Raw genomic sequence first — 25,490 nt, forward strand, 5'->3', positions numbered from 1 at the left:
GCTGGCTGTATGGCGAGCTTGGAAGGGACTCAGGCGGCAGTGGCCGTGCTGGGCAAGTCAAACTTAGAAGAGAACACAACCTATGCTTTTTTCCCGTAAGGCGGTTTCCAAGCGTCATCTTTTGCTGATTGCCGCTGGCTTCAGCACCGTGTTGACAGGCTGCGCCACGTCACCGGCTTCCAAGGTCGCGTCCAGCACCAAGGTCGAGTACTACCCCAACTGCTACGAGCCGGTGCAGCACTTGCGCGCCACCGATTCGAACATGACCAAGTCGGTGGTCACCGGTGCAGCCATCGGCGCGGCCGGCGGTGCATTGTTGGGCGCCCTGACCGGCGACAAGGAAAAGCGCGGCCGTAACGCCGCCATCGGCGCAGCGGGCGGGGCCCTGGCCGGCGGCGCAGCGGGTTATTACACCGAGCGTCAGAAGCAGATCGCCGATGACAACCAGCGCATTGCCTCGTATGCGGCTGACGTGAACAAAAGCGCCTCCGACATCGACCGCAGTACCGCGTACGCCAAGGCGTCCCAGCAGTGCTACCAGAGCGCATTCACCAAGTTGGTGAATGATCGCAAAGCCAAGACCGTCAACGACACCGAAGGCCGCAAACGCCTGGCGGAAATCGTCTCGGGCCTGAAGGAGTCCAATGACCTGATCGTTGCGGTCAACGGCAAAGCCGCCGAAGACCTGAACAACTACACCCAGGCGTACGAGAAAGATCTGCAGCAGGTTGGCGTACAGCGTGCCGACGTGGTCACCGTGGCCAAGGCCGATGCAACACCCGTTGTGCCAGCGGGCAAGAAGAAAGGTACCGGTACCAAACCGCCGAAAAAGCCGCCGCTTCCAACCGTACCAACAGAAGCGGTGAGCACCGAGAAAACCTTCCAGACCGCCCAGACCAAGCAAGATGAAAGCAAGAAGGTCGCCAGCGCCGGTAAAGCGCAGATCGAAGGCACTTGCCGTGATCCAAACCTGGCCGACTGGGCGCCGGTTCCTTGCCCTAACGTTTAAGTAACATGCTGCTATAAGCGTCAAACGCCAGCCGATCTTCCGCTAATGCGCAAGATCGGTGGCGTTCTTTTTGCAATTGGTTAAACTGCTGCGGCCACTCAATAATTACACCGAGGCCGTGTGCATGAAATTTCGTCTTCTGCTGTGGGTGCTGGGCCTGATGATGGGCAAAGCCAGCCGCACCAATCCTGCCTTCCAGCAACAGCTGGGTGACAAAGACCTGGCGTTCCAGTTGCAGACCCTCGACGGCAAGGTTGCCCGTCACTTCATCGTCAAAGACCAGCGCATTACCAGCCGCTCGGGTGTCCATCCGGCGCCGGCGTTTGCCATCGCGTTCAAGGATGCCGCCTACGGCTTCGCCACGATGCAGGCGAAGAACAAGCAACTGGCGTTCATGACGGGCATTCAGGACAAGTCGATCCAGATCAAGGGCAACCCGGCGCTGGTGATCTGGTTCCAGGGGTTGACCAAGTATTTGAAGCCGAAGAAAAAGGCAAAAAGTTAAGACGGTTATCGGAACTCTTCATAAACAAAAACCACGCATTGGAGAACAGCGATCCCCGGTGCGGACATGAAGATTGATGTGTCAGTTAAGCCCTCGTATCACACGAGGGCTGCAGCAGAAGAGCCTTTCAACAAGCTTGCAGATAGCCCCCGGCCGCCTCTCAAGGCCGCGCTGGCTCCCGATGCATTACGACCTCCTGAGGCGGTCTGCAATGCGAGGCTCAATAAAGCCGATCTTTCAGCGGGAGATATTCTGCTCTTGATGGACCAGCCACAAAACACCGCGATGAGTCATCGGTTAATCAAGCTTGGCCAGCGATTGCCTGCGCTTTCGGTATTACGTCGTAATGGCGGCGATGCTGAATTGGTGCATGCGGTTATGTGGTCTAAAAGACCGAATAACGGTGCGAAACTTGGACCGAGCGCTGAGGGCGAATCGGAAATAGTCGAGATGCGGGGCGGATCCAAACTTTCATCCTCATCAAGTGCAGTTCGACAGGGGCTTTACAAAGTCTACTCGCCAAAAGATAAAAATCTGGGCGACTGGGCCGCACAAGTCGGGCAAGTTTGGAGCGTCGAAGGAGGGATTCCTTATTCAAAGCCGCAATCGGTATTGAGTGTATTGAGAAACTCGAACTTCAAGGAAAATGCGGCGGTGGCGAGCGAGCGATATGCCAACCAGGCCTTTGAAAATGAGCCTCGGTTTTTGAAAAAGGGCTCCTTCTGCTCGCATTTTGTACTTGCGGCCTATCAGGCGGCAGCAAAAAACATAGGCGTTGAGCTGAGCGGCGCATTAAAGGTGGATGCGCAAGGCACTTCGGTAAGAACGTTGGAGCATTTCCTCAAAGAGGATAAGCAGGGGTTCGATTTCAAAGGGTATTTGAACGTCGAACCCCAGGATGTGCTGTATCAAGAATAACGGTGTTGTACTTATCCCTGACTGAACTGCGATGCCAATTCGCGCAGCAGCACTTCGGCATCCAGCACCTTGCCCACTACTTCCTCAGCCTTGTCACGGCTCAAGCCCAAACGCTCAAGCAATTCGTCCGGGATGGTCTCATCCGGCCCGGAGCCGATCCCCCGGCTGCGCAGCAAGCGCACGGCCAGACACACCAGGTTCGGGTACTCGGCGTATTGCCCATCGTAGGTCGGGTCGTGCTGGAAGCGCAGGGCGGTGGACAGTTCGTCCGGCATGTCCCAGTAGCGCATCAGCCAGGCGCCGATCTGCTCGCGGCTGATGCCCAACAAGTGTTGCTCCACGTAGCTGTGGCACAGGTGCGGGTTGACCTCCAGGTGGCGGCAGATCAGTGAGAAATGCGGCGGGAACACATGGGCCAGCAGCAGGTAGCCGAAGTTGTGCAGCAGGCCGGCGAGGTAGGTCAGGCCGGCTTCCGGGCGCTGGGCGCGAGGCATGGCGCGGGTCAGGCCTTCGATCACGGCGGCGGTGTAGATGGACTGGTGCCAGTACGGCGTGGCCTGGTGCGGGTGGTCCTTGGGCAGGCTCAAGGTCTTGCCCAGGGCCAGGCCCAATGCCAGGTTGATCACCAGGTCAAAACCCAGCACGCGTACGATGGCGTCTTCCACCGAGCGGATCTTGCCCGGCGATGCGTAGTACGGTGACGCGGCCCAGCTCACCACTTGGGCGGCCAGGGCCGGGTCGGTTTCGACCACGCCGGTGATGTCGTCGATGGTGGCATTGGGGTCGACGCGCAGCTTGATGATCTTCTGTGCGGTGTCGGCCAGCGGTGGAATCTCGATGGTCGCTTCCAGGCGTTGCTGGATGCGGCGGGCGGTAAACGCCTGCATCGCCTGGGTGATTTCCTCACGGTCATCATTCGGGCGGTCGAGGTTCGGGCGGATATTGCTCAGTGGCTCACCGAACTGGGCGGCGCTGGCTTTGGTGAGCATGGTCTTGAAGGCGTCGCTGGCGATTTCCAGCAGCAGCCCGGCTTCACCTGAATGCACCAGCAGGCTCGGCTCGTTGAGCAGGCTGCCTTCGTACAGGCACGGCGAACTGGTGAGTGCCGGCAGACCCGGCAGCAGGCTCAGGTCGTGCTTGCCCAGCATGCGTGCGACGCGATCCGGTGACACGGCCGTAAGGCGGCGACCGGTGAGTTCGGTGAGGCGGTTGAGGTCGAGCAGCTGGCTCTGTGGGAACAGCACCATCAGAGCGCCCACCGCGTCTTCCAGCAATACGGCCTGGACCTTTTGCGCAGGATTCAGGCCCGGATGTTCGGTGACTTCCGTGTAGCTGATGGCGAGTTTTTCGAGCAGCGCGCGAATGACCGGCGGGGCGGTCAGTGGGGCTGTGGCGAGGGCAACTTCTGACATGGCCTGATCCAATTTCCTACAGTCACCGGAGTATAACCAGCTTGATACAACTGTAGGTCGGATAAGTGAGTCTGGTGTCACACTTGGCCGTATTGCTGTCCATGACGCAGCCAGCGATCCAGCAGCGGGCTGACATGATCCGGCCAGCGTTCCAGCAGCGCTTGCGCGGCATCGCGCACGGCGGGCAACAGGTCGGCGTCGCGCATCAGGTCGGCGACCTTGAATTGCAGCAGGCCGGTCTGGCGGGTGCCGAGCATTTCACCGGGGCCGCGCAGTTCGAGGTCTTTTTCGGCGATGACAAAACCGTCGTTGGTTTCGCGCATGATCCCCAGGCGCTGGCGGCCGATCTGCGACAGCGGTGGGTGGTAGAGCAGCACGCAATGGCTGGCGGCGCTGCCCCGGCCGACACGGCCGCGCAACTGGTGCAGTTGCGCCAGGCCCAGGCGCTCGGGGTTTTCGATGATCATCAGGCTGGCGTTGGGCACGTCCACGCCCACTTCAATCACCGTGGTAGCAACCAGCAATTGCAGGTTGCCGGCTTTGAATTCGGCCATCACCGCGGCCTTTTCCGCGGGTTTCATGCGCCCGTGGATCAGTCCGACCTTGAGCTCGCCCAAGGCGCTGGTGAGGTCTTCATAGGTGGTCTCGGCGGCCTGGCAGGTCAGCTCCTCGGACTCTTCGATCAGCGTGCACACCCAGTACGCCTGGCGGCCTTCGGCGCAGGCGCCGCGCACACGCTCGATCACTTCGACCCGCCGCGTATCGGTGACCAGCACGGTATTGACCGGTGTACGGCCGGGGGGCAGTTCGTCGAGGATCGAGGTGTCGAGGTCGGCATAGGCGCTCATGGCCAGGGTGCGCGGGATCGGGGTGGCGGTCATGATCAACTGGTGCGGGTTCATGCGCCCGCCCACGCCTTTCTGGCGCAGGGCCAGGCGCTGCTGCACGCCGAAGCGGTGCTGTTCGTCGATGATCACCAGGGCCAGGTTCTTGAACTGGACTTCGTCCTGGAACAGCGCATGGGTACCCACCACCATCGGTGCGCCGCCGGCGATCTGCTCCAGCGCTGCCGCGCGCGTCTTGCCCTTGAGCTTGCCGGCCAGCCACGCGACTTCCAGGCCCAGGGGTTCGAGCCAGCGCTTGAACGTGATGAAGTGCTGCTCGGCGAGGATCTCGGTGGGCGCCATCAGCGCCACCTGGTAACCGGCTTCCAGGGCTTGCAGGGCGGCGAGGGCGGCGACCACGGTCTTGCCTGCGCCCACGTCGCCCTGGATCAGGCGCAGCATCGGCTCGTGCTGGCTGAGGTCGTAGGCGATTTCATTGCCCACGCGCTGCTGGGCACCCGTCGGCGCAAAGCCGAGGTTGGCCAGGTATTGCGCAGGCAGGCGCGTGGCCTTGGGCATGGCGGGCGCACGCAGGGAGCGCATGCTTTCGCGCAGGCGTTGCTGGGATAGCTGGTGGGTCAGCAGTTCTTCGAACGCCAGGCGATGCTGGGCCCAGTGATGACCGAGGGCCAGTTCGTCGACATCGGCGTCGGCCGGTGGGTGGTGCAGGTAGCGGATCGCATCGGCCAGCGGCGCCAGTTGATAGTCGCGCGCCAGCTCCAGGGGCAGCCAGTCGGGCAGGCTCTGCGGGCCGAGCATGCCCAGGGTCTGCATGCACAATTGACGCAGGCGTTGTTGGGTCAGGCCTTCGGTGAGCGGGTAGATCGGCGTCAGGGTGGTGTCCACCGGAGGCGGTTCATCGCCGGTGATGGCGCGGTACTCCGGGTGGTAGATCTCCAGGCCCGAGGCGCCGGGGCGGGCTTCGCCGTAGCAGCGCACGCGGGTGCCGCGCTTGAGGCCTTCCTTTTGTGCGTTGCTGAAATGGTAGAAGCGCAGGCTCAGGCCACCGGTGCCGTCCTGCAGGCGCACCACCAGACTGCGGCGCTTGCCCATCACCACGTCGGCGCCGCTGACGGTGCCTTCGACCACGGCATCCTGCCCCGGGCGCAAATGGCCGATGGGCACCACGCGGGTGCGATCCTGATAGCGCAGGGGCAGGTGAAACAGCACGTCCTGGAGATTCTCCAGGCCGACCTTGGCCAGCTTTTCGGCCATGGCTTCACCGACACCCTTGAGTGCCGTCACCGATACCTGCGACAGCTCAGTCATACGTTTACTTAGCTCGCAGCAGGCGGCTTGGCCACCGAGCACAGGCGGATCGAGTCGGCGAGGATCTCAATCGCTTTGGGCCGTGGGAAGCTGGCGCGCCAGGCGATCGCTACGGTGCGGAACGGCACCGGTGGCGTGAGTGGACGCACTTCGATCACACCGGGGGCGTAGTGATGGCTGTCGACTGCCGACAGCGGCAGGATCGAGATGCCCAGCCCGGAGGCGACCATATGGCGGATGGTTTCCAGGGAGCTGGATTCCACGGTGGTGTGCTTGGCGCCATCGTTGCCTTTGGTCAGGGTCGGGCAGGCTTCCAGCACCTGGTCGCGGAAGCAGTGGCCTTCGCCGAGCAGCAGCAGGCTCTTGTCGTTGAGCAGGCCGGCATCGATGGTGTTTTTTTGCGTCCACGGATGGGAGGCGGGCATCAGCACGTAGAACGGCTCGTCGTAGAGCTGCAGGGTCAACACATCCGCTTCGTTGAACGGCAGGGCGATGATGATCGCATCCAGCTCGCCGTTGCGCAGTTTGTCGCGCAGCACGTGGGTGAAGTTCTCTTCGATATACAGCGGCATCTGCGGCGCGACGCGGTGCAGTTGGGGGATCAGGTGCGGGAACAGGTACGGGCCGACGGTATAGATGGCGCCGACTTTCAGCGGTGCAGTCAGCTGGTTCTTACCGGCCTGGGCCAGTTCGCGAATGCTCTGTGCTTGCTCCAGCACCTTCTGGGCCTGGGCAACGATGCCTTCGCCCACCGGGGTGAGGCGCACGGCGCTTTTGCTGCGCTCGAAAATCAGCACACCGAGTTCGTCTTCAAGCTTTTTCACACCCACCGACAGCGTCGGCTGGCTGACGTGGCAGCGTTCGGCCGCGTGGCCAAAGTGCTGCTCTTGGGCGAGGGTAACGATGTAGCGTAATTCTGTAAGAGTCATAGCGGGCGTCCATGAGGTTGCGGGCCAAGCATACCGGCTGCAATCGATAGACGCACGTTATCAGAACTTTGCTGGGCATTGAGGGGGGAATGCGCGGGATTTTGCTGAGAGTGGCGAGGGGGCCCCTCGCCACCTTCATTTTCAGCGACGACGTTTTTCGATGTTGTACACAAACGGTGCAACGATCTCGATGCTGCCGCCCTTGAGCATATCGGCCGGCGGCTTGGGCAGCGGCTGGGCACGACGGATCATGTCCAGGGTGGCACGGTCCAGGTCGGCGTTGCCGGAGCGGCCCACCAACTCGTAGGACAGCACGTTGCCGTCGGCATCCACCACGAACTTCAGGCGGTTCAGGCCTTCCTTGCCACGGGCCTGAGCACCTGGCGGGTACTTCTTGTACTTCTGCAAGTGTGCCAGCAGGGTGCCTTCCCAGGACGCTTTGGCGGCGATCTGTTGCGGCGACGGGCCTGGAACCGGCTGGGCCGATTTTTCAGCTGGAGCCTTGGTCGGCGGAGCGTCACTCGGTGGGTCCTCGGAGGGTTTCTCCTTGGGCGGCTCGATCTTCTTCTCCACCGGCTTGGGCGGTTGCGGTTTAGGCTTGGGCTTGACCGGTTTGGGCACCTGGATCGTTGGCTTGGGTGCCTCGGCCAGTTTCGGCAGGGGCAGCTCTTCCACCGGTGCAGGCGGTTGCGGTGGCGTTACCACTTTCGGCGGCGCCGGAGGCGGCGGTGCAGGCATCGGGGCCAGGTCGATGACCATGGCTGCCGGAGGCAACTGCACCGTGCGTGGCGCTGACCAATGGAGCGCGATGGCAATCGCGACGGCATGCACGCCCAGCACGACGGCGAGGCTGGTGCCATAACGCGTCAGTTTGTGGCGCGTCGTGATCATTTCTTGGCTGCCGTCTCGAGTCCGACCAGGCCTACCTTGAGGTAGCCGGCTGCCCGCAGGGCATCCATCACGCTCATCAGGTCGCCGTAGTCCACGCCCTTGTCAGCCTGGAAGAAGATCGTCGTGTCCTTCTTGCCTTGGGTCTTGGCGTCGAGCACCGGCCCCAGGGTTTCAGCTTTGACTTCTTCTTCGCCCAGGAACAGGCGTTGGTCCGCCTTGACGCTGAGGAAGATCGGTTTCTCTGGCCGCGGCGCCGGCTTGGCGCTGGAGGCGGGCAGGTCAACCTTGATATCCACGGTGGCCAACGGTGCGGCCACCATGAAGATGATCAGCAGCACCAGCATCACGTCGATAAACGGCGTGACGTTGATTTCGTGGTTCTCGACGAGTTCGTCGTCGCCTTGATTCAAATGCAGGCCCATGGCCGATTACCCCACTTTCACCATGTGCGGTTGCGAGCTGCGCTCGGTAGGCAGGTGATCGAGGTCGCGGCTGACCAGCAGCAGGACTTCTGCCGACGCATCCGATACCTGGGCCTTGTAGCCGGCAATCGAACGGGCGAAGACGTTGTAGATCACCACCGCAGGAATTGCGGCAACCAGGCCCAGGGCGGTTGCCAGCAGGGCTTCGGCGATGCCCGGGGCAACGACGGCGAGGTTGGTGGTCTGGGTTTTGGCGATGCCGATGAAGCTGTTCATGATGCCCCATACGGTACCGAACAGACCGACGAAAGGCGCGGTAGAGCCGATGGTCGCCAGCACGCCAGTGCCGCTGCTCATGTTACGGCCGCAGGCTGCAACGAGACGCTCCAGACGGAAGGCCACGCGTTCCTTGATACCTTCTTTTTCGCGGGTGTTGGCCGACAGGCGCATTTCTTCCAGCGCGTCGTGCACCAGGGTGTTGGCCAGGGTGCCTTTCTTGGTCGCGCTTTCGCTGGCTTCCTTGAGGGTGGTGGCCTTTTTCAGGTGGACGATTTCATTGCGCAGACGACGCTTGGCGCCCAGCAGCTCGAAGCCCTTGGCGATCCAGATGGTCCAGGTGATGATCGAGGCGATGGCCAGGCCGATCATCACGGCTTTAACCACCACGTCAGCGTTCTGGTACATGCCCCATGGGGACAGGTCGTGGGCCATGCCCAGGGTGTTGTCTTCTTCCAGCACCACCCCGGTGTCGCCGGCGGAGGCCGCTGGGTCGGCAGCCAGGGCCGGGTCGGTAGCCACTGGCGCAGCGGCTGGAGCCGCCGTGCTGTGCTCTGCAGCCGGTGCAGTGGCAGGTGCGGTGGCATCAGCGAATGCGGCGGTCGGTGCCAGCAGTACGCTGAACAGCAACGCAGCAATCGCGCGCCAGGCGCGGGACGGGCTGTGAGGCTTGGTTGGCGAAGCGGGGGTTGTATTACGTGTCATGCTGGCCGGACCTGAGAGGAAAAAATGGGTAATCGTCCTTCCAGACCCTTTAGGGCCGAGGACAAATGGGCGGTTATTATTGCAAGTAATTCTTGTTAACAAAAGTAATACAGTAACTTTATTTGCCCTTTTTCTGGCCGCCGGTCTGCTACGAGGGCTAATCTAGACCTTTAAGTAGGGAGTTTTTTGATGTCTGCGCCGTCTGTTGTGATTGCCGGTTGTGGCGATGTGGGTAGCCGGCTGGCTAGCCAATTGCTCGCTTCGGAATGGGAAGTTCATGGTCTGCGACGGGACATTTCGCGCCTGCCGGAAGGAGTGATCGGCATTGCCGGTGACCTGTTCAACAAGGACTGCCCGGACACCTGGCCTATCGGTGGGGTGGATTACCTCGTCTACTGCGCCGCTGCGACCGACCACGATGAAGCCGGTTATCGCGCGGCTTACGTGCAAGGTTTGCGGCATGTCTTGGAATGGCTGAAAGACTACGGCCAGGAACCGAAACACCTGCTGTTTGTATCCAGCAGCAGCGTATACGGGCAGCAGAATGGGGAATGGGTCGACGAAACATCCGAGACCCAGGCGAAAGGCTATTCCGGGCAGGTGATGCTCGAAGCCGAGCAAGTGGCGCTCGGCAGCGGCATTCCGGCCAGCGTTGTGCGGTTGACGGGGATTTACGGCCCGGGCCGTGAGTGGCTGCTGACCCAGGTGCGCCAAGGTTATCGCGTCGCGATCGATCCACCGCTGTATGGCAACCGGATTCACGCGGACGATGCGGCAGGCTTGTTGGCGTTTTTGCTCCGGCATGTGGAGCAGGGCGGTTCGCTGGATAAGGTCTATATCGGCGTCGACGATTCACCGGCGCCGCTGGCTGAGGTGGTGGCCTGGTTGCGTGAGTACCTGGGCGTGACAGAGTGGTCCGAAGACGCCAGTGTGCGGCGGGCGGGCAGTAAGCAGTGCAGTAATGCGCGGATCAAGGCGTTGGGTTGGGTACCGACGTATCCAAGCTATCGCGAAGGGTATGCAGCCATTCTTAAAGGCTGAAATGCGGTTAAAGATGTGGGAGGGCTTGCCTCCTCCCACATTTGGATCTGGGTGATGACGGCTATTGTTTTTCAAGCAGCCATTGGCGTGGACCTTGGGTGAATTGCGGCACTTCGTCCGCCTGTGCGGTGTTGACCGCCTGGAATATTTCCAGCTGCTTGCCTTTGCGGGCGAAGATCCAGGGGTTGCCGACACCGTTGAGTTGCAGCCAGATGCTGTCGTAGCCGCCGCTCATGGAGGCGCAGTCGCCCGCCAGGCACAGTGAGTACCGATCAACATTTGGCAGGCCCACGACCTTGCCGTCGGGCTGGAACTGCACGATGGCGCCGTTTCCGAAGCCGTCAGTGATCTTCCAGTCGCCGCCCATATAGGCCGCGTACAGCGCACGCTCAAAGTTGGCGCCTAGTGGCGCGCCTTCCGGTGCGGGGTCCTGGGCACGGGCGAACAGTTGCTCAGGCTCATTGTCGTTGGCGGATTGCAGCAGTTGCTTGCCTTTGCGCTTGAGTTCGGTGGCGGAGCTGCCGTAGAAATCCACGTTCCAGGCGCCGGATTTTTCACCCAGCAACTTGCCTTCGGCGACTTCAAAACCGTTGTAGTAGCGCGCCTGCGAAGCCTTGGGGTTGATCTCCCATTCGAGGTTCGGGCCATAGCTTTGCAGCGCTTCACGCAAAGGGCCGCCTTTGGCTGCCGCATCGATGGCGACCTGATTGATCCAGGTGCCGCTCACATCCAAATCGGCAGGGTTGCTGGCGCAGCCGCCAAGCAGCAGGGCGAGCAACGACGTGGCTACAAGCGCTTTGCGCATCATGAAATCCTTTTAAAACGAAGTCGGCGCAGCCTGTGGAAGCTGCGCCGGGTGTTTTACTCGATGACCAGAATCGCGTCCATTTCAACCTGCGCGCCCTTTGGCAGGGCTGCAACACCAATCGCGGCACGGGCGGGGTAAGGCTGTTCGAAGTACTTGCCCATGATCTCGTTGACCTTGGCGAAGTGGCTCAGGTCGGTGAGGAAAATGTTCAGCTTGACGATGTCCTTGAAGGAGCCGCCGGCAGCTTCTGCTACGGACTTGAGGTTTTCGAAGACCTGAACGGTCTGGGCTTCGAAGCCTTCCACCAGTTCCATGGTCTTTGGATCCAGCGGGATCTGGCCGGACATGTAGACGGTGTTGCCCGCCTTGATGGCCTGGGAATAAGTACCGATGGCGGCTGGGGCTTTGTCGCTGGTGATAACGGTCTTGGTCATGAATGACTCCTTGTAATGGATGGGCTACGCACGCATGCGGGTGATGCGGATCACACCGGTCAAGGCGCGCAGTTTCTTGATCACGCGGGCCAGGTGCACGCGGTCATGCACACTGACCACCAGCTGGACCACGCTGATGCGACCATCGCGCTCGTCCATGCTGATTTTCTCGATATTGCCGTCGGCAGCGTTGACGCTGCTGGCCAGCAGGGCGATCAGGCCGCGCTGGTGTTCCAGCTCCACGCGCAGCTCGACGTTGAATTCGCCGGTGACATCCTTGGCCCACGAGAGCTGGATGCATTTTTCCGGGTTGTGACGGATCTCGGTGATGTTGCGGCAGTTGTCGAGGTGAACGACCATGCCCTTGCCAGCCGACAGGTGGCCGACAATCGGGTCGCCAGGGATCGGCGTGCAGCATTTGGCGTAGCTGAGCACCAGGCCTTCGGTGCCGCGAATCGCCAGCGGGCCTTCGGGGCTTGGCAACTGTTCGCCTTCGCCCAGCAGGCGGCGTGCGACCACGTAGGCCATGCGGTTGCCCAGGCCGATATCTTCCAGCAGGTCTTCGATGGTTTCCTGGCGGTACTCGTGGAGCATCGCTTGCACGCGCTCTTGCGGAATCTTGTCCAGGGCGCTGTCGAAGCCGTTGAGCACTTTGTTCAGCAGGCGTTCGCCCAGGCTGATGGACTCGGAGCGGCGCTGCAGTTTCAGGGCATGGCGGATGTGTGTGCGGGCCTTGCCGGTGACCACGAAGTTGAGCCACGCCGGATTCGGGCGGGCTCCGGGTGCACTGACGATCTCGACCGTGGAGCCGCTTTGCAGCGGTTCTGACAGCGGCGCGAGACGGCGGTTGATCCGGCAGGCAATGCAGCTGTTGCCGACGTCGGTGTGCACCGCGTAGGCAAAGTCGACCGCAGTGGAGCCTTTGGGCAGCTCCATGATGCGGCCTTTGGGCGTGAACACGTAGACCTCGTCCGGGAACAGGTCGATCTTGACGCTTTCGATGAATTCCAGGGAGTTGCCGGCTCGTTGCTGCATTTCCAGCACACCCTTGACCCACTGGCGGGCGCGGGCATGGGTGCCTTTGGGCTGCTCGTCGCCGCTGGATTTGTACAGCCAGTGCGCAGCGATGCCATTGTTGGCCATCTCTTCCATTTCGCGGGTGCGGATCTGGATCTCGATGGGCACCCCGTGCATACCGAACAGCGTGGTATGCAGCGATTGATAGCCGTTGGCCTTGGGAATGGCGATGTAGTCCTTGAAGCGCCCCGGCAGGGGTTTGTACAAATTATGCACAGCCCCGAGTACGCGGTAGCAGGTATCGACCTTGTCCACGATGATGCGGAACGCGTACACGTCCATGATCTCGTTAAAGGCCCGGCGCTTGCCGCGCATCTTCTTGTAGATGCCGTAGATGTGCTTCTGCCGGCCGCTGACCTCGCCCTCGATCTCGTCGATCGCCAGGCAATGGCTCAGGGATTCTTCGATCTTGTTGACGATTTCCTTGCGGTTGCCCCGGGCACGCTTGACCGCCTGGTAGATGCGCGCCGAACGCATCGGGTGCATGGCTTTGAAGCCGAGGTCTTCGAACTCGATACGAATGGCGTGCATGCCCAGCCGGTTGGCGATGGGCGCGTAGATTTCCAGGGTTTCCTTGGCGATGCGCCGGCGTTTTTCGCCGGACAGCACTTCCAGCGTACGCATGTTGTGCAGCCGGTCGGCCAGCTTGACCAGGATCACGCGGATATCGCGGGCCATGGCCATGGCCATCTTCTGGAAGTTTTCCGCCTGGGCTTCGGCCTTGGTCTCGAAGTTCATCTGGGTCAGTTTGCTGACCCCGTCGACCAGTTCGGCCACGGTTTCGCCAAATTGCGCACTGAGCGCTTCCTTGGCAATGCCGGTGTCTTCGATCACGTCATGCAGCATCGCGGCCATCAGGCTCTGATGGTCCATGTGCATGTCGGCCAGGATATTTGCCACCGCAAGAGGGTGGGTGACGTACGCCTCGCCGCTTCGGCGGCGTTGGCCGTCGTGGGCTTGTTCGGCGTAGAAATACGCTCGGCGGACCAGGTTGACCTGGTCGGGACCGAGGTAGGTCGATAAGCGATCGGCGAGGGCGTCTATGCTCGGCAAAGTGTGAACTCCTGCCGAAGGCTGTGACCCCGCGCCGTGCTACGTCGACCAGGCATAGGCTTAGACGGCCTCGTTGGACTCGTCCTCGAACGCTGCGAACAGCGGTTCGTCTTCAACGATCTCAGCGTTGGCGATGAACTCGTAGCTCATCAGGCCTTCAGCGATTTCGCGCAGGGCTACAACGGTAGGCTTGTCGTTTTCCCACTGGACCAGGGGCTCTTTGCCGCCAGTGGCCAGTTGACGGGCACGCTTGGTAGAGAGCATGACCAGCTCAAAGCGGTTTGCCACGTGGTCTAGGCAGTCTTCAACGGTTACGCGGGCCATGATATTCCTCGGAGCGAATGCAAGATGCGCGCTGCCCGGTTGGGCGAGCGGACTAAACAGTTTAAAAAATCACCAGCGTTTAGGGAAGCGCTGATTTTTCGCAGGCCCTCGCAAAACCGCTACAAGCGCCAATGTAAAGCCCTTGCAGCGGTTTTGGGAAGAGCCAATCAGCCGAGCAGTTCGGCCAGTAATTTGCCGAAACGCTGCTGTTGACGCTTTTGCTGGAGCTGATTGGCACGAAAAATCGCCTTCAAGTCATCCAGTGCATGGGAAAAATCGTCATTGATGATCAGGTAGTCGTAGTCGACGTAGTGGCTCATTTCGCTGACGGCTTCACGCATGCGGCCTTCGATGATTTCGTCGCTGTCCTGTCCCCGGTTGGTCAGGCGCTGGTGCAACGCCTCGAGGGACGGCGGCAGGATGAAGATCGAGCGTGCCTTGGGCATCAGCTGGCGTACTTGCTCGGCGCCCTGCCAGTCGATTTCCAGGATCAGGTCATGGCCTTCGTCCAGGGTCTGCTGCAGGTGGCTTTGCGAGGTGCCATAGAGGTTGCCGAATACTTCGGCGCGCTCCAGGAAGTCGCCGTGTTCGATCATCTTGACGAACTCGGTGCGCTCGACAAAGTGATAGTGCACGCCGTTCACCTCGCCCGGGCGCATGGCACGGGTGGTGTGGGAGACCGAGATGCGAATCTGCTCGTCGGCGTCGGTCAGGGCCTTGACCAGGCTGCTCTTGCCCGCGCCCGAAGGGGCGGAAATGATGTAAAGGGTGCCGGTGCTATGGGTCATGGAGGTTGCCTTACTCAATATTCTGTACTTGTTCGCGCATCTGCTCGATCAACACCTTGAGGTTGACCGCCGCCGTGGTGCTGCGCGGATCGAAAGCCTTGGAGCCCAGTGTATTGGCTTCGCGGTTGAGTTCCTGCATCAGGAAGTCCAGGCGCCGACCAGCGGCGCCGCCGGACTTGAGCACGCGGCGCACTTCGAGGATGTGGGTGCTCAGGCGGTCCAGTTCTTCGGCGACGTCGCTCTTCTGCGCCAGTAGCACCATTTCCTGCTCCAGGCGCACGGGGTCGAGGTCGGCCTTCATGTCGGTGAAGCGATCGAGGACCTTCTGGCGTTGGGTGGCGAGCATTTGCGGGACCAGCTCGCGCAGGATGACCACGTCTGCTTCGATCGATGTCAGGCGCTCATTGATCAGCCGGGCCAGTTCGGCGCCTTCGCGCTCGCGTCCGGCCTTGAGCTCCTTCAAGCCCTGGGTGAACAGGGCGAGGGCTTCGGCATTGAGGGCTTGCGGGTCGGTGGCATCGGCCACCAGCACGCCGGGCCAGGCCAGCACTTCCAGAGGGTTCAGCGCGGCGGGTTGCTTGATCAGGCCGGCGATGGTTTCGGCGGCAGCGACCAGTTGCGCTGCGCGCTCGCGATCCACCTGCAGCGGCTTGCCAGTGGTTTCCTCGGTAAACCGCAGGGTGCATTCCAGCTTGCCGCGGGAAATCCCCTGGCGCAGTGCCTCACGCACGGCGCCTTCGAGGTCGCGGAAGGATTCCGGCAGGCGCAGGTGCGGTTCCAGGTAGCGGCTGTTGACCGAGCGCAGTTCCCAGCTCAGGGTGCCTTGGACACCGGCTTTTTCGACGCGGGCGAAGGCGGTCATGCTGTGCACCATGGAGGTACCTCGCGTTACAGCCTGCAAACACGGGCTGATGGGTAAATTGAAGCCGACTGGCTGCGAAGGCGCAGGATTGTAGCGCAGTGGGGCGAGCGCGCCCAAACAATGGGCGATAGGCTGGCCATTCGTAACCAGATTTTTAGCAGTGCCCCGAATCGGCTCGCGGCTCTATAATGCTCGGCAGTTTTTCGTCCTCAGTACAGGTATCCCCTATGAAACGTCCAAGTGGTCGCGCTGCCGATCAGCTCCGCTCGATCCGCATCACCCGCAACTACACCAAACACGCCGAGGGATCCGTACTGGTCGAGTTTGGCGATACCAAGGTGATCTGCACCGTCAGCGTCGAAAACGGCGTGCCGCGTTTCCTCAAGGGCCAGGGCCAGGGCTGGTTGACCGCCGAATACGGCATGCTGCCGCGCGCCACCGGCGAGCGTAACCAGCGTGAAGCCAGCCGTGGCAAGCAAGGCGGCCGCACCCTGGAAATCCAGCGTCTGATCGGGCGCTCCCTGCGCGCCGCGCTGGACATGTCCAAGCTGGGCGACGTGACCCTGTACGTCGACTGCGACGTGATCCAGGCCGACGGTGGTACGCGTACTGCGTCCATCACCGGCGCCATGGTGGCGCTGGTTGATGCACTGAAAGTCATCAAGAAGCGTGGCGGCCTGAAAGGCGGTGACCCGCTCAAGCAGATGATCGCCGCCGTATCGGTGGGCATGTACCAGGGCGAGCCAGTGCTGGACCTGGACTACCTGGAAGATTCGGCCGCCGAGACCGACCTGAACGTGGTGATGACCAGCACCGGTGGTTTCATCGAAGTGCAGGGCACCGCCGAAGGCGCGCCTTTCCAACCGGCCGAGCTGAACGCCATGCTGGCCCTGGCGCAGAAAGGCATGACCGAAATCTTCGAATTGCAAAACGCCGCACTGGCTGACTAAGCCGGCTTCAAGGAGAAGCGCCATGAGTGACAGTCAATTGCCGGTTCCGGCACCGACCAAGGAAGTTCGCCAGTGGGCGATGTTGTGTCACTTCGCGGCGTTCCTGGGGTTGGTATTCCCCTTTGGCAGCCTGTTAGGGCCGCTGATCGTGTGGCAGATCAAGAAGGATATGGACCCGCTTATCGATGATCAGGGCAAGGAAGCCCTGAACTTCCAGATCACCGTGGCCATCGCCTGGCTGGTCTGCATGGTGCTGGGGTTCGTGGTGATCGGCTTTCTGCTGATGTTGATCCTGGTGGTGGCGGCGCTGGTGCTGACGATCATCGCTGGCATCAAGGCCAACAACGGCACTGCCTATCGCTACCCGTGGACCTGGCGCCTGGTCAAATAATGAACACCCACAAAAAAACCGACAGCGATGTCGGTTTTTTTGTGCCTGGATAAAGACCTTAGATGGTCAGTGTCCAGTCGTAGTCCACGATCAGTGGCGCGTGCTGCGAGAAGCGCGGCTGGCGCGGCAAACGTGCACTGCGCACGAACCGGCGCAGACCTGGGGTCAGCAACTGGTAGTCGAAGCGCCAGCCCAGGTTGAGCATCTCAGCCTGTTCGTTGTCTGGCCACCAGCTGTACTGGTCGCCTTCGCGGCTGACTTCGCGCAGGGCATCCACATAGCCCATGTTACCGACAATCTCGTCCATCCAGGCCCGTTCCGGCGCCAGGAAGCCCGGGGATTGCTGGCTGTCGCGCCAGTTCTTGATATCCAGCTTTTGTTGCGCCACGTACAGCGAGCCACAATAAATGTACTCGCGACGTTTGCGTCGCTGTTTATCCAGGTAACGGGCGAAATCGTCCATTAGCTTGAACTTCTGGTTCAAGTCTTCATCGCCGTTCTGCCCCGAAGGAAGCAGCAAGGTCGCGATGCTGACCTTGTCGAAATCGGCTTGCAGGTAGCGCCCGTAGCGGTCGGCTGTCTCGAAGCCGAGGCCGCTGATGACCGCCTTGGGTTGCAACCGCGAGTACAAAGCCACGCCACCTTGGGTGGGCACTTCGGCATCGCAGGCATAAAGGAAGTAGCCATCCAGTTGGAAGGCTGGGTCGTCCAGTTCAAAGGCGGAGGCGCGGGTGTCCTGCAGGCAGATGACGTCGGCATTCTGAGCTTGCAGCCAACTGAGCAAACCACGCTCGACTGCAGCCTGAATACCATTAACGTTCACACTGATGATCCGCATAAATGGCCCCAAAAATCGCGTGCGTGTATGATACACGCCGTCTACCTAATTAGCTAAATCCGTGGTATCTGAGGCTTTTTTCATGCAGGCGTATCAACGCGATTTCATTCGTTTTGCCATCGATCGCGGGGTTTTGCGCTTCGGTGAGTTCACCCTCAAGTCCGGGCGCACCAGCCCGTACTTCTTCAATGCGGGCTTGTTCAACTCGGGTTCGGCCTTGGCTCAGCTGGGTCGTTTCTACGCGGCAGCCATTGTTGAAAGCGGTATTTCCTTCGACGTGCTATTTGGCCCGGCCTACAAGGGTATTCCCCTGGCAGCTGCTACGGCCGTGGCCCTGGCGGAACATCATGGGCGGGATCTGCCATGGTGCTTCAACCGCAAGGAAGCCAAGGCGCATGGCGAAGGCGGCAGTCTGGTGGGTGCGCCGCTGACCGGCGATGTATTGATCATTGATGACGTGATCACGGCAGGTACGGCTATCCGTGAAGTGATGCAGATCATCGCTTCCCAGGACGGCGCCAAGGCCGCTGGTGTGCTGATCGCGCTGAACCGTCAGGAGCGTGGCAACGGTGAGTTGTCGGCGATCCAGGAAGTGGAGCGTGATTTCGGTATTCCAGTGGTAAGCATCGTGTCGTTGAACCAGGTGTTGCAGTTCCTGGAAGATGATCCGCAGCTCAAGCAGCACTTGCCGGCAGTGAAGGCGTATCGCGAGCAGTTCGGCGTTCAGTAATCGCCGCCCAACAAAAAGCCCCACCCCTTGTAGGAGCGAGCAAGCTCGCTCCTACAAGGGGTGGGGCTTTTTAGTGCTTTAAGGACGCTTGCGGTTACTGATCAGCGTGCCCACGCCGGTATCGGTGAAGATTTCCAGCAGGATCGCATTCGGCACACGGCCATCCAGGATCAGCGAGCTGCCGACGCCGCCTTGCACGGCTTCCAGCGCGCAACGGATCTTCGGCAGCATGCCGCCGTAGATGGTGCCGTCGGCGATCAGTTCGTCCACTTGTTGAGTGGTCAAGCCGGTCAGTACCTTGCCTTCCTTGTCCATCAGGCCGGCGATGTTGGTCAGCAGCATCAGCTTTTCAGCCTTCAGCGCCTCGGCTACCTTGCCGGCGACCAGGTCGGCGTTGATGTTGTAGGACTCACCGTTGGCACCCACGCCGATCGGCGCGATCACCGGGATGAAGTCACCCTTGACCAGCAGGTTCAGCAGGTCGGTGTTGATGCCGATCACTTCGCCTACCTGGCCGATATCGATGATTTCCGGCTGGGTCATTTCCGGCGTCTGACGGGTAACGGTCAGTTTTTTCGCACGGATCAGCTCGGCGTCCTTGCCGGTCAGGCCAATGGCGCTGCCGCCGTGACGGTTGATCAGGTTGACGATGTCTTTGTTCACCTGGCCGCCGAGGACCATCTCCACCACGTCCATGGTTTGCGCGTCAGTGACGCGCATGCCATCGATGAAGTGACTCTCGATCGACAAGCGCTTGAGCAGGTCGCCGATTTGCGGGCCGCCACCGTGGACAACAACAGGGTTGATCCCCACGGCTTTCATCAACACGATGTCGCGGGCAAAGCCGGTTTTCAGCTCGTCGCTTTCCATGGCATTGCCACCGTACTTGATCACCAGCGTCTTGCCGACGTAGCGTCGAATGTAAGGCAACGCTTCGGACAGGACCTTGGCGGTGTTAGCAGCGGCTTCGCGTTCGAGGGTCATTCAGGGCTCCGGTAAAAATCAGAACGGTAATTGGAGATCAGGGGCAACACGTTTCAACTGGGCGTGGAACACGTCCTTGATGCGCTGCAACTCAGCCTCGGTATCCGCCTCGAAACGCAGCACCAGCACCGGTGTGGTGTTGGACGCGCGAACCAGGCCCCAGCCTTTGGCGTAATCGACTCGCACACCATCAATGGTAGTCAGGTTGGCGCCTTCACCCCATTGCGCATCGTGCAGTGCGTCAATGATGCTGAATTTGCTCTCCTCGGTCACATGGATATTGATCTCTGGCGTAGAAATATCATTCGGGAAGGTCTGAAACAGCTCTTCGGCGGTGGATTTTTCCTTGCTGAGGATCTCCAGCAGACGGGCGGCGCTGTAAATGCCGTCATCAAAGCCGAACCAGCGCTCCTTGAAGAACACGTGGCCGCTCATTTCGCCGGCCAACAGTGCGCCGGTTTCTTTCATTTTCTTTTTGATCAACGAGTGACCGGTCTTCCACATTAGCGGACGGCCGCCATATTCCTTGATCAACGGGGTGAGGCGGCGGGTGCACTTCACGTCGAAAATGATTTCGGCGTTGGGGTTGCGCGCCACCACGTCACGGGCAAACAGCATCAGCAAACGGTCCGGGAATACGATCTCGCCGGTTTCGGTCACCACGCCCACGCGGTCGCCGTCACCGTCGAAGGCCAGGCCGACGTCAGCACCGGTTTCCTTCACCTTGGCGATCAGGTCTACCAGGTTTTCTGGCTTGCCTGGATCCGGGTGGTGATTGGGGAAGTTGCCGTCGACCTCGCAGAACAGTGGGATCACTTCGCAGTTCAGGGCTTCGAGCAGTTGCGGAGCGATCACGCCAGCCGCGCCGTTGCCGCAATCCACCACCACTTTGAGGCGGCGCGCGAGTTTGACGTCGCGGGTGATTTCGTCAGAGTAGCGCGGCAGGATGTCAACTTTAGTGATGCTGCCTTGGCCGCTGGTCAGGTCATTGGTCTTCAGGCGGGTGTGCAGGGCCTGGATCTGTTCGTTGGCCAGGGTGTCGCCGGCGATGACAATCTTGAAGCCGTTGTAGTCCGACGGGTTATGGCTACCGGTCAGCATCACCCCGGATTTGCCGGCCAGTACGTTGGCGGCGTAGTACAGCGCCGGGGTGGGCACCAGGCCGACGTCGCTGACATGGCAGCCGCTGTCGGCCAGGCCCTGGATCAGTTGCTCCACCAGTTCCGGACCGGACAGGCGACCGTCACGGCCGACGGAAACGTTCGGCTCGCCCTGGGCCAGGCTCTGGGCGCCAATGGCACGGCCAATCCAGTAGGCGGTTTCGGCGGTCAGGGTCTTGGGCACCACGCCACGAATGTCATAGGCGCGAAAGATGCTGTCAGGGAATGTCGGGGCTACTCGGGCTGCGGTACTCATCGCGGGGGGAAACTCCATCTCAAGGGGGCAAGGCTGGCCTTAATGTGGCTGACCGGCAGGCTCAAACTGAAGGGTATGACGGTGTTTTCGGCAGAGAGTTCGTGGTGCAAAAGTGCCATCGGAGCTTGGCTCCTGTCTTTTTGTCTGCGTAATGCATTGATTTCAAAGGTGAAATCTCGCTGATAAAGTCCGCGCATTCTTCATCCTGAAAAGCCTTGCGGGGGCGTCGAGCCGGGCAAAAGCGCCCGGCCAGGTTCAGCGTAGTCAGTGACTGCCGGAATGCCCAAAACCGCCTGCGCCGCGTTGGGTTTCGTCGAAATCCTGTACCAGCTCGAAATGCGCCTGCACCACCGGTACCAGTACAAGCTGGGCAATGCGCTCGCCGACGACGATGTTGAACGCCGTCTGGCCACGGTTCCAGCACGACACCATCAGCTCGCCCTGGTAGTCCGAATCGATCAGGCCGACCAGGTTGCCCAGCACGATGCCGTGTTTGTGTCCCAGGCCGGAGCGCGGCAGGATCAGCGCCGCCAGGCCTGGGTCGCCGACGTAGATCGACAGGCCAGTGGGGATCAGGAGGGTCTGGCCCGGTTCAAGCACGGTGTCTTGCTTGAGCATGGCACGCAGGTCCAGGCCGGCGGAGCCTGGGGTGGCGTAGGCCGGCAGTGGAAATTCGGTGCCGATGCGGGGGTCGAGGATCTTGGCTTGCAAAGCGTGCATGGAAATTAAACCTGGTTCAGCCGTTGGGCGATAAAAGAGATCAGTTGGCGGGCAATCTTGCCTTTGCTGGTCTGGGCGAAAAGGGTGGCGTGCAGGTCGCGGTCGATCACGCTGCAGGCGTTTTCCTCGCTGTTGAAGCCGATGCTCGGGTTGGCGACATCATTGGCAACGATCAGGTCGAGATTTTTGTCTTTCAGTTTGCGTGCGGCGTAGTCCAGCAGGTGCTCGGTCTCGGCGGCGAAGCCGACACTGAACGGGCGGTCCGCACGCGTGGCGATAGTGGCCAGAATGTCCGGGTTGCGCACCATTTGCAGGAGCAGGCCGTCGCCGCTCGTAGGGTCTTTCTTGAGCTTTTGCGGGGCGACGACTTCCGGGCGGTAGTCTGCAACCGCTGCCGAAGCGATAAACAGGTCACAGGGGATGGCGGCCTCACAGGCGGCCAGCATGTCCCGGGCGCTGACTACGTCGATTCGCGTGACGCGATCGGGGGTCGGCAAGTGCACCGGGCCGGTGATCAGGGTTACGCGTGCGCCTGCCTCGACCGCCGCTTCCGCCAAGGCAAAACCCATTTTTCCTGAGCTATGGTTGGTGATGTAGCGCACCGGGTCGATGTTTTCCTGGGTCGGGCCTGCCGTAATCAGCACGTGCTTACCGGTCAGGGCCAGGTGCTGGAAGCACTCCGCGGCGCACAGTGCCAGGTCGGTGGCTTCGAGCATGCGGCCCATGCCGACATCGCCGCAGGCCTGGCTGCCGGAGGCCGGTCCGAACACCTTGAGGCCACGGCTTTGCAGGAGTTGGGTGTTCGCCTGGGTTGCCGGGTCACGCCACATGGCCTGGTTCATGGCCGGGGCGATGGCGACGGTGGCGTCGGTGGCCAGTACCAGGGTGGTCAGCAGGTCATCGGCGATGCCTTGCGCCAAGCGGGCGATCAGGTCGGCGGTGGCAGGGGCGATCAACACCAGGTCGGCCCACTTGGCCAGCTCGATATGGCCCATGGCAGCTTCGGCTGCTGGGTCCAGCAGGTCCAGGTGGACCGGGTGTCCGGACAAGGCCTGCATGGTCAGCGGGGTGATGAACTCACTGCCGCCGCGGGTCATGACCACGCGCACTTCGGCGCCCTGGTCGAGAAGCCTGCGGACCAGCTCTGCGCTCTTGTAGGCGGCAATGCCGCCGCCGACGCCGAGAACGATGCGTTTCCGATACAGACGCTGCATTGGTTTGCCTTTCCAGTTCAGTGAAGCCAGTTCAGTGACGCCTGCGATGTCCCCTCCCCAGGTGAAATCGCATGCAAAAAAGAGGGCCTACGATAACACAGCGCCTGCCAGGCAACAGCGGCGCACATGCACAGGGAGGTGGGATGAGTATTCGTGATTGGCCGGCAGCAGAGCGGCCGCGAGAGAAGCTTTTGGAGTGGGGCGCGGCGAGTCTGTCCGACGCTGAATTGCTGGCGATCTTCCTGCGCACCGGGGTAACCGGTAGGAGCGCGGTGGACCTGGCGCGGCATCTGCTGGCGCAATTTGGCGGTTTGCGCCCGCTCATGGAAGCCAGCCAGACATTGTTCAGCCAGCAATTGGGCTTGGGCCCGGCGAAGTTTGCCCAGTTGCAGGCAGTGCTGGAAATGTCCCGGCGCCATATGGCTGAGCGCCTGCGCAGCGATTCGGTGCTGGAAAGCCCGGTAGCGGTGCGCGACTACCTCAAGGCGTTGTTGCGTCATGAGCCTCACGAGATCTTCGGCTGCCTGTTCCTGGACTCAAAGCATCGGGTGTTAGGGTTCGAGGCGTTGTCCGAAGGGACCATCGACGCGGCCGTGGTTTACCCCCGGCAAGTGGTCAAGCGCGCCCTTGCCTATAACGCGGCGGCGTTGATTCTGTGTCACAACCATCCATCCGGGAGTGTGGAGCCCAGCGCAGCTGATCGAAAATTGACCAAGGTGCTGCAAAAGGCCTTGGAAGTGGTGGATGTGCGAGTACTGGATCACATCATCGTGGGGGATGGTGATCCGTTGTCGATGGCGGAATATGGCTGGATGTAAGCCCGCCCAGTGAGGGCGGGCGTGGTTCTCAGGGCTTGACGCTGACCTTCGAGAAGTCCTGGCGCCCGAACGGGCTCACCTGGTAGCCCTCGACGCTCTTGCGCGCCAGGGCGAAGGCCGTCGGGTGCGCCAGCGGCAACCACAGCGCCTGCTGCTGGATCTGCGCCTGGGCCTGCTGATACAGCTTGCTGCGCACGCCTTGCTCGCTGGTGGTCTTGCCGGCGCTGATCAGCTTGTCCAGTGCCGGATCACAGTAGCGCGCGAAGTTGGTGCCGGACTTAACCGCCGCGCAGGAAAACTGCGGGGTGAGGAAGTTATCCGGGTCGCCGTTATCACCGGCCCAGCCCATGAACAGCAGGTCGTGTTCACCCGCTTTGGCGCGGCGAATCAGCTCGCCCCACTCGATCACGCGGATCTCGGCCTGGATGCCGACCTTGGCCAGGTCCGCCTGCAGCAGTTGTGCGCCGAGGTTCGGGTTGGGATTCAGCAGGCTGCCGGTGGGGCGCGTCCAGATGGTGGTCTTGAAACCGTCCTTGAGGCCGGCACAGTCCAGCAAGGCCTTGGCCTTGGCGAGGTCCTGTGGATAACCCGGCAAGTCCTTGGCGTAGCTCCAGGTATTGGGCGGGTAAGGGCCATTCGCGGCTTCGGCGGTGCCTTCGAACACGGCCTTGAGGTAGCTGTCTTTGTCGAAGGCCAGGTTGATTGCCTGGCGTACCTCGGGTTTGTCCAGCGGCGGATGCTGGCTGTTGATGGCCACGAATGCGGTCATGAACGCTGCGGTTTTTTCCACCTTGAGTGCGGGGTCCTTCTCCGCCTCGCCCACGTCCAGGGGCTTGGGCGACAGGGCAATCTGGCATTCATCGCGGTGCAGTTTCTGCAGGCGCACGTTGGCGTCCGGGGTAATGGCAAAGATCAAGTTATCCACAGCCGGTTTGCCGGCGAAGTAGTCCGCGTTGGCCTTGTAGCGCACCACGGCGTCTTTCTGGAAACGGCTGAAGATGAACGGCCCGGTGCCGATTGGTTGGCTGTTCAGCTTCTCTGGCGTGCCAGCCTTGAGCAGTTTATCGGCGTATTCCGCCGGGTAGATCGAGGCAAAGCCCATGCTCAGGGCCGCGAGGAAGGTGGAGTCGGCGTGATCGAGGGTAAAGCGCACGGTCAGCGGGTCGAGCGCATCGATCTTCTTGACCAGGGCCGGCAATTGCAGGGACTGGGCGTGGGGAAAGCCGCTCTGGGCGATCTTGTGCCACGGGTTGGCCGGGTCGAGCATGCGCTCGAAGCTGAAGCGTACGTCTTCGGCGGTCAGGGTGCGGCTTGGGGTGAAATACTCGGTGCGATGGAATTTCACGTCCGGGTGCAGCTTGAAGGTATAGGTCAGGCCATCCGGCGAGACGTCCCAGCTGTCCGCCAGGCTTGGCACCAGTTTGCCGCTGGCCGCGTCGTAGTCCACCAGGCGGTTCATCAGCACGTCGGCCGAGGCGTTGGTGGTGGTCAGTGAGTTGTATTGCACCACATCGAACCCTTCGGGGCTGGCCTCGGTGCAGACGCTCAAATTGCTGGCGGCGGAGGCCAGCGGCGCGATAAATAGAGGGGCTAGCAATAGCGGTAGGGCAGCGAGGCGCATGTTCGGTTTCCTTTGCAGATCGAAGGCCCATCTGCGAGTGCAGTCTGGAAAAGTCCTACCGTAGTGCTCTGATTGATAAATGACTAGCCCATTTTTGCCTGTGCTTTTGGGCAAAATGCTGTTTTGATGGCGCCTCAGATCGTTTCGTCATGCGCTTTGCGGTGCTGGCGGGCGCTGAAAATCATTCTGTGCGACGAGCGG

General features: G+C 61.2%; 25 protein-coding genes and 1 pseudogene. 8 read left to right on the forward strand and 18 right to left on the reverse strand.

The genetic code is table 11. From position 1 onward, the window contains the following. The first annotated feature begins 82 nt into the window (after positions 1-82). The 3 genes from tagQ (at position 83) to J1G35_RS30850 (ending at position 2,432) form a co-directional block, all read left to right on the forward strand. Positions 83-1,009 carry a type VI secretion system-associated lipoprotein TagQ gene (gene tagQ, locus J1G35_RS05470; RefSeq protein WP_053127634.1) on the forward strand — a complete coding sequence of 309 codons (927 nt, stop codon included), beginning with the start codon at positions 83-85 and terminating at the stop codon, positions 1,007-1,009. Between the two features lie 124 nt (positions 1,010-1,133). Continuing rightward, positions 1,134-1,514, forward strand: coding sequence for a hypothetical protein (locus J1G35_RS05475; protein ID WP_053128151.1), 381 nt, complete (start codon positions 1,134-1,136; stop codon positions 1,512-1,514). 66 nt (positions 1,515-1,580) lie between these two features. Beyond that, entirely contained in the window at positions 1,581-2,432 is an 852-nt protein-coding gene (locus J1G35_RS30850; protein ID WP_262417165.1) for a hypothetical protein, read from the forward strand. 11 nt (positions 2,433-2,443) lie between these two features. Here the strand turns inward: J1G35_RS30850 and J1G35_RS05485 are convergent, their stop codons facing one another. The 6 genes from J1G35_RS05485 to exbB all read right to left on the reverse strand — a co-directional run bounded on the left by J1G35_RS05485 (position 2,444) and on the right by exbB (position 9,220). After that, positions 2,444-3,844 (reverse strand): aminoacyl-tRNA deacylase and HDOD domain-containing protein, encoded by a 1,401-nt coding sequence (locus J1G35_RS05485; RefSeq protein ID WP_053127636.1) that lies wholly within the window; start codon positions 3,842-3,844, stop codon positions 2,444-2,446. 77 nt (positions 3,845-3,921) lie between these two features. After that, entirely contained in the window at positions 3,922-5,997 is a 2,076-nt protein-coding gene (recG, locus tag J1G35_RS05490) for an ATP-dependent DNA helicase RecG (RefSeq protein WP_053127638.1), read from the reverse strand. A gap of 8 nt (positions 5,998-6,005) precedes the next feature. Next, positions 6,006-6,926, reverse strand: a complete 921-nt coding sequence (locus J1G35_RS05495) for a hydrogen peroxide-inducible genes activator (RefSeq protein WP_223013991.1) — start codon at positions 6,924-6,926, stop codon at positions 6,006-6,008. Between the two features lie 141 nt (positions 6,927-7,067). Continuing rightward, on the reverse strand, positions 7,068-7,817 hold the full coding sequence (locus tag J1G35_RS05500; RefSeq protein WP_053127642.1) for an energy transducer TonB: 750 nt from the start codon (positions 7,815-7,817) through the stop codon (positions 7,068-7,070). After that, the gene (gene exbD / locus J1G35_RS05505) at positions 7,814-8,239 is read right to left on the reverse strand and encodes a TonB system transport protein ExbD (protein WP_003195519.1); all 426 of its coding nucleotides are present in this window, start codon (positions 8,237-8,239) and stop codon (positions 7,814-7,816) included. The genes J1G35_RS05500 and exbD overlap by 4 nt, the downstream gene beginning before the upstream one ends. Positions 8,240-8,245: 6 nt before the next feature. Then, positions 8,246-9,220 carry a tonB-system energizer ExbB gene (gene exbB / locus J1G35_RS05510; RefSeq protein ID WP_223013993.1) on the reverse strand — a complete coding sequence of 325 codons (975 nt, stop codon included), beginning with the start codon at positions 9,218-9,220 and terminating at the stop codon, positions 8,246-8,248. A 189-nt stretch (positions 9,221-9,409) separates the two neighbouring features. On the opposite strand from exbB, the gene J1G35_RS05515 reads away from it, so the two are divergent. Then, entirely contained in the window at positions 9,410-10,261 is an 852-nt protein-coding gene (locus J1G35_RS05515; protein WP_223013995.1) for an SDR family oxidoreductase, read from the forward strand. Between the two features lie 61 nt (positions 10,262-10,322). On the opposite strand, the gene J1G35_RS05520 is transcribed toward J1G35_RS05515, so the two are convergent. The 6 genes from J1G35_RS05520 to J1G35_RS05545 form a co-directional block, all read right to left on the reverse strand. Further along, positions 10,323-11,066 carry a hypothetical protein gene (locus J1G35_RS05520; protein ID WP_053127648.1) on the reverse strand — a complete coding sequence of 248 codons (744 nt, stop codon included), beginning with the start codon at positions 11,064-11,066 and terminating at the stop codon, positions 10,323-10,325. Between the two features lie 56 nt (positions 11,067-11,122). Further along, positions 11,123-11,503: a RidA family protein gene (locus J1G35_RS05525; RefSeq protein ID WP_003176922.1), complete on the reverse strand. Its 381-nt coding sequence runs from the start codon at positions 11,501-11,503 to the stop codon at positions 11,123-11,125. Positions 11,504-11,527: 24 nt separating this feature from the next. After that, positions 11,528-13,633, reverse strand: coding sequence for a bifunctional GTP diphosphokinase/guanosine-3',5'-bis pyrophosphate 3'-pyrophosphohydrolase (spoT, locus tag J1G35_RS05530; protein WP_015886535.1), 2,106 nt, complete (start codon positions 13,631-13,633; stop codon positions 11,528-11,530). A 60-nt stretch (positions 13,634-13,693) separates the two neighbouring features. Further along, a complete protein-coding gene (gene rpoZ, locus J1G35_RS05535; RefSeq protein ID WP_017735757.1) occupies positions 13,694-13,957 on the reverse strand; it encodes a DNA-directed RNA polymerase subunit omega in 264 nt (87 codons plus the stop codon). 167 nt (positions 13,958-14,124) lie between these two features. Further along, a complete protein-coding gene (gene gmk / locus J1G35_RS05540; protein ID WP_053127649.1) occupies positions 14,125-14,745 on the reverse strand; it encodes a guanylate kinase in 621 nt (206 codons plus the stop codon). A 10-nt stretch (positions 14,746-14,755) separates the two neighbouring features. Next, positions 14,756-15,619, reverse strand: coding sequence for a YicC/YloC family endoribonuclease (locus J1G35_RS05545; protein WP_053127652.1), 864 nt, complete (start codon positions 15,617-15,619; stop codon positions 14,756-14,758). Between the two features lie 215 nt (positions 15,620-15,834). On the opposite strand from J1G35_RS05545, the gene rph reads away from it, so the two are divergent. Continuing rightward, positions 15,835-16,557 (forward strand): ribonuclease PH, encoded by a 723-nt coding sequence (gene rph, locus J1G35_RS05550; RefSeq protein ID WP_016975928.1) that lies wholly within the window; start codon positions 15,835-15,837, stop codon positions 16,555-16,557. Between the two features lie 22 nt (positions 16,558-16,579). Then, positions 16,580-16,948 (forward strand): DUF4870 domain-containing protein, encoded by a 369-nt coding sequence (locus J1G35_RS05555; protein ID WP_053127655.1) that lies wholly within the window; start codon positions 16,580-16,582, stop codon positions 16,946-16,948. Positions 16,949-17,006: 58 nt separating this feature from the next. On the opposite strand, the gene J1G35_RS05560 is transcribed toward J1G35_RS05555, so the two are convergent. Then, positions 17,007-17,786 (reverse strand): exodeoxyribonuclease III, encoded by a 780-nt coding sequence (locus J1G35_RS05560; RefSeq protein WP_003195493.1) that lies wholly within the window; start codon positions 17,784-17,786, stop codon positions 17,007-17,009. An 82-nt stretch (positions 17,787-17,868) separates the two neighbouring features. Between J1G35_RS05560 and pyrE the strand changes: the two genes are divergently transcribed. Then, the gene (pyrE, locus tag J1G35_RS05565; protein WP_027608288.1) at positions 17,869-18,516 is read left to right on the forward strand and encodes an orotate phosphoribosyltransferase; all 648 of its coding nucleotides are present in this window, start codon (positions 17,869-17,871) and stop codon (positions 18,514-18,516) included. Positions 18,517-18,594: 78 nt separating this feature from the next. Here the strand turns inward: pyrE and argB are convergent, their stop codons facing one another. The 4 genes and pseudogenes from argB to coaBC form a co-directional block, all read right to left on the reverse strand. Continuing rightward, a complete protein-coding gene (gene argB / locus J1G35_RS05570; protein ID WP_015886532.1) occupies positions 18,595-19,500 on the reverse strand; it encodes an acetylglutamate kinase in 906 nt (301 codons plus the stop codon). Between the two features lie 18 nt (positions 19,501-19,518). Beyond that, positions 19,519-20,940: pseudogene (locus J1G35_RS05575) on the reverse strand (phosphomannomutase/phosphoglucomutase); the annotation flags it as partial. Between the two features lie 240 nt (positions 20,941-21,180). After that, positions 21,181-21,636: a dUTP diphosphatase gene (dut, locus tag J1G35_RS05580; RefSeq protein WP_053127661.1), complete on the reverse strand. Its 456-nt coding sequence runs from the start codon at positions 21,634-21,636 to the stop codon at positions 21,181-21,183. Between the two features lie 5 nt (positions 21,637-21,641). Next, entirely contained in the window at positions 21,642-22,850 is a 1,209-nt protein-coding gene (gene coaBC / locus J1G35_RS05585; RefSeq protein ID WP_028618473.1) for a bifunctional phosphopantothenoylcysteine decarboxylase/phosphopantothenate--cysteine ligase CoaBC, read from the reverse strand. 143 nt (positions 22,851-22,993) lie between these two features. Between coaBC and radC the strand changes: the two genes are divergently transcribed. After that, on the forward strand, positions 22,994-23,668 hold the full coding sequence (gene radC, locus J1G35_RS05590; protein ID WP_053127663.1) for a DNA repair protein RadC: 675 nt from the start codon (positions 22,994-22,996) through the stop codon (positions 23,666-23,668). A 28-nt stretch (positions 23,669-23,696) separates the two neighbouring features. Here the strand turns inward: radC and J1G35_RS05595 are convergent, their stop codons facing one another. Beyond that, on the reverse strand, positions 23,697-25,289 hold the full coding sequence (locus J1G35_RS05595; protein ID WP_223013997.1) for an ABC transporter substrate-binding protein: 1,593 nt from the start codon (positions 25,287-25,289) through the stop codon (positions 23,697-23,699). Between the last annotated feature and the right edge of the window lie 201 nt (positions 25,290-25,490).

Source organism: Pseudomonas sp. SH10-3B (assembly GCF_019891415.1).
Classification (GTDB): Bacteria; Pseudomonadota; Gammaproteobacteria; order Pseudomonadales; family Pseudomonadaceae; genus Aquipseudomonas.